The sequence below is a fragment of the Kosakonia sp. H02 genome (genome assembly GCA_030704225.1).
In the GTDB taxonomy this organism is placed as follows: domain Bacteria; phylum Pseudomonadota; class Gammaproteobacteria; order Enterobacterales; family Enterobacteriaceae; genus Kosakonia.
Window position 1 is genome coordinate 3,213,071 of record CP131915.1, and the last position, 14,664, is coordinate 3,227,734.

Sequence of the window (14,664 nt, forward strand, 5' to 3'; positions counted from 1 at the left end):
GAGGAACCACATACTCTAGCTAGTGACCAATTTTGTCAATAGTCACAAACTCAGGGCGACAAACTTCTCAGGATCAGAGATGACAGCAACACAGCAGCTTGCGGGGCAGTATCCAGATTGTCTTGCAGTTGAACAGGGCTGATATAAGGTCGCATTATAAGAAAAACCGCATACGCAGCCTCGTCCAGCGGGGTTTTTCTTTCGAATTCTCCCGCCTGGCGCCCTTCAACAATGATCTGCTCAATGAGCTGTCGCAGACGTTGCTCATACGCTTCTGTTGAAGGCCATTTGTCTCGTGCAGCGACCGCAGCAATGTCGTAAAGCTTGCGATCGTGGAAAAAAAGATCGCTGCCAGATTCAACTAGCGCTTTGAATAATAACCTTATTTTTCCGGAAGCAGTGGAGGCATCCGCAATCGCCGAATCGACAATCTCCATGATCATCGCCAGGCGATTAGCGCAAATCACCGCGCCAATCGCCTGTTTGGAATCAAAAAATTTATAGATATAAGCCTTTGAAAAACCAATCGCTTTGGCGAGATCGGAGACCGTGGTTTTTTCGTAACCATAGTGGCCGAAATGCTCTGTTGCTGCCTCAACAATCTGATCGCGGACGCTGTGATCCGAGGGTCCCCTTAACGGGTTTTCATTTATGTTTTTAGTCATTTTCCCAGCTTAACTCACTGCGCCCTGATTGACAACGAGTGACCATTTGGTAATGTAGTCACAACTGTGATTCGCCTCAAGGAATTCCGCCAGGCGGAGGATTTATGGCAAAAATAGGTATTCTTGATGTGGACGCGTTAACCGAAACGCTGCTCCGGGGTCTGCTCCACGCCATTCCTGATCTAGAGGTATTTATTTCGCCGGGACATTGCGAACGCGCACAAACGCTGGCCCGGGAATTCCCCTGCTGGACCATGGATACAAATCAGGAAGTGGTTGATGAAGCCGACATCATTATCATCAGTGTCGCCGCCGATACCCTGGATAATCTCGCAGAGAGTGTACAACTGCGCAGTTCACAGACGCTGATTTCTCTGATACCCGGCATTCAAATTCAGACATTACGCGAGAAGTTCAAACACTCGCAATGCGTCAGCTTATGTGGCACGTGACCCCGCTCCGATAAACAACGTTTGTCTTCACGGGGTCACGCCATGTCGTCGGCTTCGTTTTATTCAACCGATCGGGAAATTATTCCCATTCGATCGTCGCTGGTGGCTTCCCGCTGATGTCATAGACTACACGCGATATCCCATTGACTTCATTGATTATTTTGTTAGATACACGGCCGAGGAAATCGTACGGCAGGTGCGCCCAGTGTGCGGTCATAAAGTCGATGGTTTCCACAGCACGCAGGGAGACAACCCAGTCGTATTTACGGCCATCGCCCATCACGCCGACAGAACGCACTGGCAGGAATACGGTGAAAGCCTGGCTCACTTTGTTGTAGAGGTCTGCTTTATGCAGCTCTTCAATAAAGATAGCGTCGGCGCGGCGCAGCAGGTCGCAGTACTCTTTCTTCACTTCGCCCAGCACGCGAACACCTAAGCCCGGCCCCGGGAACGGATGGCGGTAAAGCATATCGTACGGCAGGCCGAGTTCCAGACCAATTTTGCGCACTTCATCTTTGAACAGCTCTTTCAGCGGTTCAACCAGACCCATCTTCATCTCTTTCGGCAGGCCGCCCACGTTATGGTGAGATTTGATAACGTGCGCTTTGCCGGTCGCTGACGCGGCGGATTCGATAACGTCCGGGTAGATGGTGCCCTGCGCCAGCCACTTCACGTCTTCCAGTTTCAGCGCTTCTTCATCGAACACTTCCACGAACACGCGGCCGATGATTTTACGTTTCGCCTCAGGATCGTTCTCGCCCGCCAGCGCGCTCAGGAAGCGCTCTTCTGCCGGAACGTGAACAATGTTCAGACCGAAATGATCGCCAAACATGTCCATTACCTGCCCGGCTTCGTTCAGACGCAGCAGGCCATTATCGACGAAGACACAGGTCAGGTTCTTGCCGATAGCGCGGTGCAACAGCATCGCGGTCACGGAGGAATCCACGCCGCCGGAAAGACCGAGGATCACTTTGTCATCGCCCACCTGCTGGCGGATGCGCTCAACGGCGTCATCAATGATTTTTGCTGGCGTCCACAGCGCTTCGCACTGGCAGATATCACGCACAAAACGCTCCAGCAGACGCAGACCCTGGCGGGTATGGGTCACTTCCGGGTGGAACTGCACGCCGTAGAAGCGTTTTTCTTCATTCGCCATAATCGCGAACGGGCAGGTTTCGGTGCTGGCGACGGTCACAAAGTCAGACGGGATCGCCGTCACTTTATCGCCGTGGCTCATCCACACGTCCAGCAATGCTTTGCCATCGGCGGTCAGGGAATCTTCAATACCGCGGACCAGCGCGCTGTCGGTCTGTACTTCAACCTGCGCATAGCCAAATTCACGCTCGTTAGAGCCTTCAACATGGCCGCCCAGTTGCATCGCCATGGTCTGCATGCCGTAGCAGACGCCGAGAACCGGAACACCGGCGTCGAAAACGTATTGCGGCGCGCGCGGGCTGTTATCTTCTGTAGTGCTTTCCGGGCCGCCGGAAAGAATAATGCCGCTTGGATTGAAGCCGCGGATCTGCGCTTCGGTGACATCCCACGCCCACAGTTCACAGTAGACGCCCAGTTCACGCACGCGACGCGCTACCAGCTGTGTGTATTGCGAGCCAAAGTCGAGGATAAGAATACGATGTTTATGAATGTTGTCCGTCATTGACGTTAGTTCCGAGGCAAGTAGCGAGATGTAAAAGTCAGCGCCCGGTAAAGACCGGGCGCGAAAATCATTAAGAACCCATGCGGTAGTTCGGGGATTCCTTGGTGATGGTCACGTCGTGAACGTGACTTTCCTGGATACCCGCACCGCTGATGCGCACAAATTCCGCTTTGGTGCGCAGGGCGTCGATAGTACCACAGCCGGTCAGACCCATACAGGAACGCAGGCCGCCCATCTGCTGGTGAATAATCTCTTTCAGACGGCCTTTATACGCCACGCGGCCTTCGATACCTTCCGGCACCAGTTTGTCGGCAGCGTTATCGGTCTGGAAGTAGCGGTCAGAAGAGCCTTTGGACATCGCACCCAGCGAGCCCATGCCGCGATACGATTTGTAAGAACGGCCCTGGAAAAGTTCGATTTCACCCGGGGATTCTTCGGTGCCTGCCAGCATAGAGCCAACCATCACCGCGCTTGCGCCAGCAGCGATGGCTTTGGCGATATCACCGGAGAAACGGATACCGCCATCAGCGATAACCGGAATATCCAGCCCTTCCAGCGCTTCAACGGCGTCAGAGACCGCGGTGATCTGCGGAACGCCAACACCGGTCACGATACGGGTGGTACAGATGGAGCCAGGGCCGATACCGACTTTCACCGCGCTGACGCCTGCTTCTGCCAGTGCGCGAGCACCTGCGCCAGTCGCAACGTTGCCGCCGATGATTTGCAGATCCGGGTATTTGGCACGCGTTTCGCGAATACGCTGCAACACGCCTTCGGAGTGGCCATGGGAGGAGTCAATCAGCAGCACGTCAACGCCTGCGGCAACCAGCGCATCAACACGCTCTTCGTTGCCCGCGCCCGCACCGACTGCCGCGCCAACGCGCAGGCGACCCTGCTCATCTTTACAGGCGTTCGGTTTACGTTCTGCTTTCTGGAAATCTTTTACGGTGATCATGCCGAGCAGGTGGAAGCTGTCATCAACTACCAGCGCTTTTTCGACGCGTTTTTCGTGCATTTTTGCGAAAACGACTTCGCGGGATTCACCTTCACGCACTGTCACCAGACGCTCTTTCGGCGTCATATAAACGCTGACCGGCTGGTTCAAATCCGTCACGAAGCGCACGTCACGACCGGTGATGATACCGACCAGTTCGTTATCAGTGTTAACAACCGGGTAACCGGCAAAGCCGTTACGCTCGGTCAGCTCTTTCACTTCGCGCAGGGTGGTGGTCGGCAAAACGGTTTGTGGGTCTTTCACCACGCCAGATTCATGTTTCTTCACGCGGCGAACTTCTTCTGCCTGGCGCTCAATCGACATGTTTTTGTGAATAAAGCCAATGCCGCCTTCTTGTGCCAGAGCAATCGCCAGGCGCGCTTCCGTCACGGTATCCATCGCCGCAGAGAGCATAGGAATGTTCAGGCGAATGGTTTTGGTGAGCTGAGTGCTCAAATCGGCAGTATTCGGCAGAACGGTAGAATGGGCGGGAACGAGGAGGACGTCGTCAAACGTCAGGGCTTCTTTAGCGATACGTAGCATGGGCAATATCTCTGACCTGGGTGGTTAAATATTGCCGTGGCATTATACAGAGCGTAACCGATTGCATCCACACTTTTTTAGAAAAATACTTGCCATCCCCCGTCATCCAGTTACTATCGACTGAATAACTTGCTGATTTAGAATTTGATCTGGCTCACATGTCTTCGTTGCAAACCCCTTCCATTTTTACGGTCAGCCGCCTCAATCAGACGGTGCGTTTACTGCTGGAACGCGAAATGGGGCAAGTCTGGATCAGCGGCGAAATCTCCAATTTTACCCAGCCTGCATCCGGCCACTGGTACTTCACCTTAAAAGATGACACCGCCCAGGTGCGCTGCGCGATGTTTCGCAACAGCAACCGCCGCGTCACTTTTCGCCCGCAGCACGGTCAGCAAGTGCTGGTTCGCGCCAATATCACGATGTACGAGCCGCGCGGCGAATACCAGATTATTGTCGAAAGCATGCAGCCAGCGGGCGAAGGCCTGCTGCAACAGAAGTACGAGCAGCTCAAAAGCAAACTCGCCGCCGAAGGGCTGTTCGATCAGCAATTCAAGCAGCCCCTGCCCTCGCCTGCGCACCGCGTGGGGGTCATAACGTCAAAAACCGGTGCTGCGCTGCACGATATTCTCCACGTTCTGAAACGCCGCGATCCCTCTTTACCGGTGGTGATTTATCCCACGGCGGTACAGGGTGACGATGCGCCCGCACAAATTGTCCGCGCAATTGCCCTTGCCAACAGCCGCCAGGAGTGCGACGTGTTAATTGTCGGGCGCGGCGGTGGCTCGCTGGAAGATTTGTGGAGCTTTAACGACGAGCGCGTCGCGCGCGCCATTTTCGCAAGTCGAATTCCGGTGGTGAGCGCCGTCGGCCATGAAACAGACGTGACGATTGCCGATTTTGTTGCCGACCTGCGTGCGCCGACGCCGTCCGCTGCGGCGGAGATTGTCAGCCGCAACCAGCTTGAACTGCTGCGCCAGGTGCAGGCAATGCAGCAACGCCTGGAAATGGCGATGGATTATTACCTGGCAGGCGGCAACCGCCGCTTTGCGCAGCTTAACCATCGCCTGCAACAACAGCACCCTCAGCTTCGCCTGGCGCGCCAGCAAACGGTGCTCGACAGGCTACAACAGCGGATGCATAACGCGCTGGATAACCAATTAAAGCGCACGTCTGTACGCCAGCAGCGCATTATGCAACGCCTGAATCAGCAAAACCCGCAGCCGCGCATTCACCGGGCGCAAACGCGGGTACAGCAGCTTGAATATCGCCTGAGCCAGACCATCCGCGATCGTCTGAGCAGCACGCGCGAGCGTTTTGGCACCGCATTAACCCACCTGGAAGCCGTCAGTCCGCTGGCGACGCTGGCGCGCGGTTATAGCGTGACCACCGCAACGGATGGCAAAGTGCTGAAACAGACGAAACAAGTCAAAGCAGGCGATAAACTCACCACCAGGCTGAACGATGGCTGGGTGGAGAGCGAAGTCAGCGGCATTATCCCGGCGAAAAAGCCGCGCAAACGCAAAACCCCGTAATTTGTACGATCACTATTCTTAACAGACCTATACTTTTTGTTGTTCCTTTTTGATTTATCAAGGAGATCAACATGACCGCACGCCACCCCCATTGCGTTATTCCTCCGTACATTCTTCGCCGCATTATTGACCAGGGCTCCGAAGTCCAGAAGCGCTGCGCGCAGCAAACCTTAACCCATGTGCAAACGCTGATGGCGCACAGCCACGGCAAACCGAGTGCGCCACTGGCGACCACGCCTGGCGAACTGGTGCGCGATATTTACGATGCGCAGCATAAAGAGAGCCTGCCCGGCAAACAGGTGCGTTATGAAGGCCAGCCGTCGAATGGCGATATCGCCGTTGATGAAGCCTATGAATATCTCGGCGTCACGCACGATTTTTTCTGGAAGGAGTGGAAACGTAACTCGCTGGATAACCAGGGACTGGTGCTGAGCGGCACGGTCCATTACGGCCAGGAATATCAGAACGCCTTCTGGAATGGTCAGCAGATGGTGTTTGGCGATGGCGACGGCGAAATTTTTAATCGCTTTACAATCGCCATTGATGTGGTGGCGCATGAACTGAGCCACGGCGTTACAGAATCCGAAGCCGCGCTGATCTACTTTGAGCAATCCGGCGCACTGAATGAGTCGCTATCGGATGTGTTCGGTTCGCTGGTGAAGCAGTACCACAAACAGCAGACCGCAGATCAGGCGGACTGGATCATCGGAGAAGGATTGCTGACAAACGAGATCAACGGCAAAGGCTTGCGCTCCATGTCGGAACCCGGCACCGCCTACGATGACCCGCTGCTCGGCAAAGATCCGCAGCCCGCGCATATGGATGACTTTATAAAAACCCGTGAAGATAACGGCGGTGTACACCTTAATTCCGGTATTCCCAACCGCGCCTTTTATCTGGCAGCAACCGCGATTGGCGGCCATGCATGGGAGAAAGCCGGTTATGCCTGGTACGATACCGTGTGTGATAAGTCGCTGGCGCAAAACGCCGATTTCGCTGCGTTTGCGAAGCTGACCATTAAGCACGGCAAGAAACGCTCCGGTAACGAAGTGGCGGCGGCTATCGAACAGGCGTGGAAAGATGTCGGAGTATTATGATGAACGAACCCGAATTGACCGACGATGCGGTGGTCGAACTGGCCCGTGAAGGCGGCGTGGCGTTTATGCCGAAACTTGCGGGCACACGGCGTATTGTGATTGCTCGCCTCAGCCCGGAACAGCGCCAGCGCCTTATCGAAATCCTGCATCAGGCGCTGCCGCTCGGGCAGCCGCCTGGTAAGCCGGATTCGCCGGGACGCGGCGATCAGCGCTTTTATCGCGTGCAGATAACCTGGACTACGCAGCAGAGCGACATGCTGTTGCTGATCCCGGAAAGCAAAGCGCCACCGTCGTTTGTTGAACTGTGGCGCGAAGGTGAAGGCTGTATCTGCAAGCCTTAACGCGGCGTAAACTCGACGCGCTTTTTCGAAATCAGCCCGTGACCGTGCTGGCAGAAGTAGTCCACCGCGCCACAGGCTTTTAATACCTCCAGAGGCTGATGGCACTCCGGGCAGAACGCCTGCACTTCAATATCTTTATCGCAGCCGTAGCAGTGAGCATGTGTGCCCACCAGTTCCAGCGGGTTGTGACATGTCGGGCATTTAAGATCCATAACGCACTCCTTATTTATTCGCTGGGGTAATCATACGCCTCTGACCGCAAAAAACCCGCCAGCGGCGGGTTAAGTGAACGGTTACTTACTTTTCTTGATGTGCTTGATCAGACGCTTACGCTTACGTAACTGGTTCGGCGTCAGGGTATTACGTTTGTCAGCAAACGGGTTTTCCCCTTCTTTGAACTGGATACGGATTGGCGTACCCATAACATCCAGCGATTTACGGAAGTAGTTCATCAGATAGCGTTTATAAGAATCCGGCAGGTCTTTCACCTGGTTGCCGTGGATCACCACAATCGGCGGGTTATAACCCCCGGCGTGGGCATATTTCAGCTTCACGCGACGACCCCGCACCAGCGGTGGCTGATGATCTTCTGCCGCCATATTCATAATGCGGGTCAGGAGCGCAGTGCTCACGCGGCGAGTCGAGCTATCGTAAGCTTCGCGTATGGATTCAAACAAGTTGCCAACGCCGCTACCGTGCAGCGCAGAGATAAAGTGCACGCGGGCAAAGTCGATAAAGCCCAGGCGGTAGTCGAGCGTCTCTTTGACCTGCTCTTTCACTTCCTGGCTCAGGCCGTCCCACTTGTTAACCACAATCACCAGCGAACGGCCGCTGTTGAGGATAAAGCCGAGCAGGGAGAGATCCTGATCGGAAATCCCTTCGCGGGCATCGATGACCAGCATGACCACGTTGGCGTCTTCAATAGCCTGCAATGTCTTGATAACGGAGAACTTCTCCACCACGTCGGTGATTTTGCCGCGCTTACGCACGCCTGCGGTGTCAATAAGTACATACTCACGTTCATCGCGCTGCATCGGAATGTAGATGCTGTCGCGCGTGGTGCCCGGCATGTCGTACACCACCACGCGGTCTTCGCCGAGAATGCGGTTAGTGAGTGTCGACTTACCCACGTTCGGACGCCCGACAATTGCCAGTTTGATCGGCAGATCCTGCGGGTTGAAATCGTCTTCCGGCTCTTCTTCGCCGTTTTCTTTCGCTTCGAATTGCGCCCAGTATTCCGCTTCTTCATCCACCTCTTCCGGCGGGTTCAGCTCATCCATCCACGGCATCAGCACATGTTCCAGCAGGCTGGTGACACCGCGACCGTGAGACGCGGCGATAGCATGAATCTCGCCCAGGCCGAGGGAGTAGAAATCAGACACCGCCTGATCCTCATCCAGCCCGTCAGTTTTGTTTGCTACGAGGAAGGTTGGTTTTTCACGGGAACGCAGATGTTTGGCGATGGCGATATCCGCCGGCATCAGGCCTGCGCGGGCATCGACCATAAACAGCACCACATCGGCTTCTTCAATCGCCAGCAGCGACTGTTCCGCCATGCGCGTTTCCACGCCGTCTTCAGTGCCATCAATACCGCCGGTATCGATACAGATAAATTCGCGGCCTTCTACTTCAGCACGACCGTACTTACGGTCACGAGTCAGACCCGGAAAATCCGCGACCAGCGCATCCCGGGTGCGTGTTAAGCGGTTAAAAAGCGTGGATTTCCCAACGTTAGGGCGACCGACAAGCGCGACCACAGGTACCATTTTTAAAGCCTCATTACAGATAATTCATTAGCAAAACGTCGCGATTTACGCAGCGTTTTAAAAACAGGAAAACGGCCCCTGCAACAGGAGCCGTCTTTCAGAAACGACAACCTCCGCGCGCTTAGCGCGAGAGAGCGTACAGCGTGCCGTCTTTCGCCTGGATAAGCAGTTTGCCGTTGGCAACCACCGGCTCCGTCAGGAAGCCAGAGCTGTCGACTTTCTGCTGCGCCACAAAGCGCCCGTCTTCGACATTAATCCAGTGTACATAGCCTTCGCTATCGCCTGTCACAATGTAACCATTATAGAGCGCCGGAGCGGTCAGGTTACGATGCAGCAGATCGCTTTGCGTCCACAGCGTCACACCGCCGTCATTGGAGAGTGCCAGCACGCGATCGTTCTGATCGATGATATAGATACGGTTACCGTCGACTACAAAATCGCTCACTGAACCCAGCTCGCGTTTCCACATGATCTGGCCGCTGCGCAGATCAAGCGCCGTCATATTACCGTTATAAGCCAGCGCATACACCACGTTATTTGCCACAACCGGTGTGGTATCTACGTCGCTCAGACGGTCAATTTCGGTCGGACCGTTCGCCTGGGAGATACGCTGCTGCCAGATCAACTGACCCTGCTGCAACAACACCGCGCTGACGCGACCGTTATCACCGCCGACAATGGCCGCGCCAAAGGCGGTGGTCGGGGCGGATTCGCCGCGCAGAGAGAGCGAAGGCATATCCAGGTTGACGGTCCATTTCACTGCACCGTCGGTTTCATTCAGCGCCTGCAACTGGCCGTTGCTGGTATGGATCAGCACCAGGCCATCGCTCACGACCGGACGAGAGAGCGCTTCACCGGCAACTTTCGTCTGCCACGCCTGCGTTCCATCACTGGTGTTCAGGGCATAAACCTGCGCTTTTTCGCTACCGATGTAGACATGACCGCCGGAAACGGTAACGCCGCCGGAAAGCTGTGCCGCGCGGGAAGAGAACCAACCGTCTTTCTCCGCCAGATTGACCGACCAGATTTCACGGCCATCGTCGATGCTGACCGCTTTCACCGCGCCATGACGATCCGCAGCATAAACTACGCCATCGGCAAAGGCCGGATGAAGATTAGAGTAGAAGTCGCCAATACCGTTACCCACGGAGGTGCTCCACGACGTTGTCGGCGTGAACTGGTTTTCCACCGTCGGCAGCGGAGACATTTTGACAACGTCTTCTTCGCTATTGAAGAGGGAACAGCCGCTCAATAACGTCACAGAAAGCAGCCCTGGCAGGAGTAATTTACGCAATTGCATCGGGTCCCTCTTAGATGGACAAATTATTAATTTTCATCTGCATCATTTCACTCAACGCAGGAGAAGCATTGTTTTTGATGCCGTTTTCCCATGCGGTGCGCGCACCTTGTTTGTCGCCTTTACTCAGCAACGCTTCGCCGCGCAGATCCGCGACGATGGCTGACCAGCTTTCACCTTTCACGGCATCCAGCGTTTTCAGCGCCGCATCTTGCTGCTTCAGTTGCACCTGAATACGCGCCAGACGTACGTTAATCATCGACTTGAGATTTTCATCAGATGTTGCGGCCAGCCCCTGCTGTAACTGGGCGGCAGCTTTGTCTAAATCGTTCTTCTCAACGTACTGCTGCGCCAGCTCCAGCGAAGCCAGCGCACCATAGGTGTTTTTGTTGTCGGCCGCGAATTTTTCCGCCGCCGTGAACGATTCTGGTTTACCTGCCTGAAGCGCGGAGACCGCGTTTTCATAAGCTTGCGAAGTGGCTTTTGAGGTATCCGCCTGATGGCTGCTCCAGTAGCGCCAGCCAACCAGCGCACCGATACCCAGAACAACCCCAACGGCCAGCGCTTTGCCATTTTCGGCAAAGAAGCGCTTAATCGCGTCTACCTGGTCGTTTTCGTTTTCGTAAATTTCCACGCAGTCCTTCTCCTTAACGATAATTCACCGGGGAGATTAGCCCAGTAGTGTGCGCAAATGCGCCGCAACGCTATCCTGCGTTACCGTACTCTGCTCACCAGAGCGTAAATCCTTCACCACAACATTACCGTCGGCAATTTCAGACTCACCGAGCACCAGTGCGACACGAGCGCCCCACTTATCTGCACGCGCAAATTGCTTTTTAAAATTGCCGCCGCCGTGGTTCATCATCAGCCGTACGCCAGGCAGCGCATCGCGCACCTGTTCACCCAACAGCATGGCTGCGGATTGCGTATTGGCACCAGACGCCACCAGGTATATATCGACAACGGATTCTGCTTTAAATTCCGGATTAACTGCCTGAACTAACAAAACAAGTCTTTCGAGGCCCATCGCGAAGCCAACCGCGGGCGTTGCGCGACCGCCTAACTGCTCAACCAGCCCATCGTAACGACCGCCCGCACAAACGGTTCCCTGCGCGCCGAGGCTGCTGGTGACCCATTCGAAAACGGTGCGGTTGTAGTAATCCAGGCCGCGCACTAAACGCTGGTTAACGGTATACGCGATACCCGCCGCATCAAGGAATGCGCACAGACCGGCAAAGTGTTCGCGGGACTCTTCGTCGAGGTAATCACCCAGTTTGGGCGCATCGTTTAACAACGCCTGGATGTCCGGGTTTTTGGTATCCAGCACGCGCAGCGGGTTGGTGTACATACGACGCAGGCAATCTTCGTCCAGCTTGTCTTTATGCTGTTCAAGAAAAGCCACCAGCGCATCGCGATAGGTCGCGCGCGCTTCAAGAGATCCAATGGAGTTGAGTTCAAGCGCAACATCAGAATCAATCCCCAGCTCGCGCCACCAGCGGGCGGTGAGCATAATCAGTTCGGCGTCGATATCCGGCCCTTGCAGGCCAAACACTTCGACACCTAACTGATGGAACTGGCGGTAGCGCCCTTTTTGCGGACGCTCGTAGCGGAACATCGGCCCGGCGTACCACAAGCGTTGTTCCTGATTGTACAGAAGACCATGTTCGATGCCGGCGCGTACACAGCCCGCCGTACCTTCGGGACGCAGCGTCAGGCTATCGCCGTTGCGATCGTCAAAGGTGTACATCTCTTTTTCAACCACGTCGGTAACTTCACCGATCGCGCGTTTAAACAACGGGGTCTGCTCTACAATCGGCAAACGGATTTCACTGTAACCGTAGCTGCCGAGCACGTTTTTCAGAGTGCCTTCAATGCGCTGCCAGATGGCGGTTTCGCCAGGCAGATAATCGTTCATGCCGCGAATGGCTTGAATATTTTTTGCCACGTTTATTCTCTTTATTAATACAAAAAATGAACCCTCAGGGCCGCGACGACGACAGGTCGCGCCGGGCGGGGTTCATCATACACGGGATGCCAGCCCTGGCCGCAACCTTATTTTTCTACCTGCTGCACGTCGATACGACGCGCTTCGTCCAGCATGGAAGCTTTCGCGCGAATGCGGGCTTCAAGCTGGCTAATCATATCGCCGTTATCGAGACGGTCACGACGCACGCCATCTTCATACAGGCCACTTTTCTTGTTACCGCCCGTCACGCCAAGCGTGGAGACCAGAGCTTCGCCGGGGCCGTTGACTACACAGCCAATAATGGAGACATCCATTGGCGTGATGATATCTTCCAGCCGCTGCTCAAGGGCGTTGACCGTGCCGATAACATCGAACTCCTGGCGGGAACAAGTCGGGCAGGCAATAAAGTTGATGCCACGCGAACGAATACGCAGGGATTTCAGGATGTCGAAACCGACTTTGATCTCTTCCACCGGATCGGCCGCCAGCGAAATACGCAGCGTGTCGCCAATACCTTCGGAAAGCAGCAGACCTAAGCCAATCGCGGATTTCACCGCGCCTGCGCGCGCGCCACCGGCTTCGGTGATCCCCAGATGCAGCGGTTGATCGATCTGTTTGGCCAGCAAGCGATAGGACTCAACGGCGAGGAACACATCCGAGGCTTTCACGCTGACTTTGAACTGATCGAAGTTCAGGCGATCAAGGTGATCGACGTGGCGCATCGCAGATTCAAGCAGCGCCTGCGGCGTCGGCTCACCGTATTTTTCTTGCAGATCTTTTTCCAGTGAACCGGCGTTAACGCCGATACGGATAGGAATGTTTTTATCGCGCGCGCAATCCACAACGGTGCGGATACGCTCTTCGTTGCCGATGTTGCCTGGGTTAATGCGCAGGCAATCGACGCCGTACTCGGCGACTTTCAGCGCAATGCGATAGTCAAAGTGAATATCCGCCACCAGCGGAACACTCACTTGCTGTTTGATAAGTTTGAAGGCTTCAGCGGCATCCATGGTGGGAACGGATACGCGGACGATATCCGCGCCGACGCGCTCTAATGCTTTGATTTGGTTGACCGTTGCTTCAACATCCGTAGTGCGGGTGTTTGTCATGGACTGCACGGCGATGGGAGCACCATCGCCAATCGGCACATTCCCAACATAAATCCGTTTTGATTTCCGACGCTGAATCGGGGCCTGGTTATGCATGAATGATCTCCCGCGTTGCCCGTCTGTTACTGTGCTGCTGATTGTTCGGCATTGAGGGTCAGACGCGCAACCTGGTTAGTTCTGATAAAACGACTCAGATCGACAGGTTTTCCCTGATACTGGATCTGTACTGCTGACGGCGCACCGATTTTCAGTTTGTATGGTGCCTGGCCGGTAAGATTCAGCGTGGCATCTTTACGTTGCAAGCCGCTGAACAATTTTTTACCGGTCGCATCGCTCACTTCCAGCCAGCAATCGGCATTAAAGCTCATCACCAGCGCGTTGGTATCGGCAGATGCGCCCGCGACACCGGCCTGATCGGTCGGCAGTGGCGATTCGTTATTTGCTGTTGCGGCTGGCTGCTGCGGTGTTGGTTCGATGTTGGCCTGCGATGGCGCAACCACGGTGTTCGGGTCGGTCGCCGTGGTCGGCGCTTGCGGTGCGGCGGCAGGCGCCTGCGCGGTATCCGTCGGCGCTGGGGTTTCAACCGGGGTAGACGAGTTATCGACCGGTGCGGTTGCGGTGTCGTTATTCAGCGGTACGCTCTGCGCATTGCTGTTGCTGGCATTGAGCTCGGCAGAAGATTGATCGGCCATGGTGCTGATCTCTTCTTGCTGCGCTTTGTGGTTCTGCCACCACCAGGCACCCGTCAGCCCGACGACGACAAACAGCACCAGCCAGGTAAAGCTCATCAGCCAGCCATCGCGTTTTTTGCGCGGCTTGCCAAGCGCGAACGTCTGCATTGGAGCCACTTTCGCGGCTCTGATCGGCGCTTGTTTTTCGAGAATGGGCAGCAGCTCTTCTTCAGGAATGTGCACCAGGCGCGCATAGGAGCGGATATAACCACGCACAAATGTCGACGCCAGATCGGCAGGCGATCTGTCTTCTTCGATATCGCGTACCGTGGAGACCTTCAGGCACAAGCGTTCTGCAACCGCTTGCTGGCTGAGTCCAAGTTGTTCACGGGCGTTGCGCAGACGTACGCCAGTGGTTTGTGCTTCGTTTTGGTCTTGAGTGGCTTCAGTATTCATTCGCTACAACTACTGGTACGTGAAAATTAAACACACAGGCGCACATAACTGTAAAACCTACACGCGCCGCGAAAAAACCGGGTCAGTTAAACGTAGACCCACAGTATAGGACTGTCAG

At 55.2% G+C, this 14,664-nt stretch carries 14 protein-coding genes; 4 read left to right on the forward strand and 10 right to left on the reverse strand.

The window, feature by feature from the left end; genetic code table 11:
• Positions 1-50 precede the first annotated feature (50 nt).
• Positions 51-665 carry a TetR/AcrR family transcriptional regulator gene (locus Q5705_15040; protein WLI75896.1) on the reverse strand — a complete coding sequence of 205 codons (615 nt, stop codon included), beginning with the start codon at positions 663-665 and terminating at the stop codon, positions 51-53.
• A gap of 104 nt (positions 666-769) precedes the next feature.
• Between Q5705_15040 and Q5705_15045 the strand changes: the two genes are divergently transcribed.
• Positions 770-1,117 (forward strand): NAD(P)-binding domain-containing protein, encoded by a 348-nt coding sequence (locus Q5705_15045; GenBank protein WLI75897.1) that lies wholly within the window; start codon positions 770-772, stop codon positions 1,115-1,117.
• Positions 1,118-1,196: 79 nt separating this feature from the next.
• Here the strand turns inward: Q5705_15045 and guaA are convergent, their stop codons facing one another.
• On the reverse strand, positions 1,197-2,774 hold the full coding sequence (gene guaA / locus Q5705_15050; protein ID WLI75898.1) for a glutamine-hydrolyzing GMP synthase: 1,578 nt from the start codon (positions 2,772-2,774) through the stop codon (positions 1,197-1,199).
• Between the two features lie 70 nt (positions 2,775-2,844).
• On the reverse strand, positions 2,845-4,311 hold the full coding sequence (guaB, locus tag Q5705_15055; protein ID WLI75899.1) for an IMP dehydrogenase: 1,467 nt from the start codon (positions 4,309-4,311) through the stop codon (positions 2,845-2,847).
• A 158-nt stretch (positions 4,312-4,469) separates the two neighbouring features.
• Here guaB and xseA point away from each other — a divergent pair, with 158 nt between their 5' ends.
• The 3 genes from xseA to Q5705_15070 all read left to right on the forward strand — a co-directional run bounded on the left by xseA (position 4,470) and on the right by Q5705_15070 (position 7,281).
• Positions 4,470-5,843 (forward strand): exodeoxyribonuclease VII large subunit, encoded by a 1,374-nt coding sequence (gene xseA, locus Q5705_15060; GenBank protein ID WLI75900.1) that lies wholly within the window; start codon positions 4,470-4,472, stop codon positions 5,841-5,843.
• Positions 5,844-5,914: 71 nt separating this feature from the next.
• Entirely contained in the window at positions 5,915-6,940 is a 1,026-nt protein-coding gene (locus Q5705_15065) for a M4 family metallopeptidase (protein WLI75901.1), read from the forward strand.
• Positions 6,940-7,281, forward strand: coding sequence for a hypothetical protein (locus tag Q5705_15070; protein ID WLI79039.1), 342 nt, complete (start codon positions 6,940-6,942; stop codon positions 7,279-7,281). Before Q5705_15065 ends, Q5705_15070 begins: the two co-directional genes overlap by 1 nt.
• Here Q5705_15070 and Q5705_15075 read toward each other — a convergent pair.
• From Q5705_15075 to rodZ, 7 genes are all read right to left on the reverse strand, one after another.
• Complete coding sequence (locus Q5705_15075; protein ID WLI75902.1) at positions 7,278-7,493, reverse strand: zinc ribbon domain-containing protein; 216 nt, start codon at positions 7,491-7,493, stop codon at positions 7,278-7,280. The genes Q5705_15070 and Q5705_15075 overlap by 4 nt on opposite strands.
• A gap of 81 nt (positions 7,494-7,574) precedes the next feature.
• Entirely contained in the window at positions 7,575-9,047 is a 1,473-nt protein-coding gene (gene der, locus Q5705_15080) for a ribosome biogenesis GTPase Der (protein ID WLI75903.1), read from the reverse strand.
• 121 nt (positions 9,048-9,168) lie between these two features.
• On the reverse strand, positions 9,169-10,347 hold the full coding sequence (gene bamB / locus Q5705_15085; protein ID WLI75904.1) for an outer membrane protein assembly factor BamB: 1,179 nt from the start codon (positions 10,345-10,347) through the stop codon (positions 9,169-9,171).
• 10 nt (positions 10,348-10,357) lie between these two features.
• A complete protein-coding gene (locus tag Q5705_15090) occupies positions 10,358-10,978 on the reverse strand; it encodes a YfgM family protein (protein WLI75905.1) in 621 nt (206 codons plus the stop codon).
• Positions 10,979-11,014: 36 nt separating this feature from the next.
• Positions 11,015-12,289 carry a histidine--tRNA ligase gene (gene hisS, locus Q5705_15095; protein ID WLI75906.1) on the reverse strand — a complete coding sequence of 425 codons (1,275 nt, stop codon included), beginning with the start codon at positions 12,287-12,289 and terminating at the stop codon, positions 11,015-11,017.
• A 107-nt stretch (positions 12,290-12,396) separates the two neighbouring features.
• A complete protein-coding gene (ispG, locus tag Q5705_15100; protein WLI75907.1) occupies positions 12,397-13,515 on the reverse strand; it encodes a flavodoxin-dependent (E)-4-hydroxy-3-methylbut-2-enyl-diphosphate synthase in 1,119 nt (372 codons plus the stop codon).
• A gap of 26 nt (positions 13,516-13,541) precedes the next feature.
• Positions 13,542-14,546 carry a cytoskeleton protein RodZ gene (rodZ, locus tag Q5705_15105; protein WLI75908.1) on the reverse strand — a complete coding sequence of 335 codons (1,005 nt, stop codon included), beginning with the start codon at positions 14,544-14,546 and terminating at the stop codon, positions 13,542-13,544.
• Between the last annotated feature and the right edge of the window lie 118 nt (positions 14,547-14,664).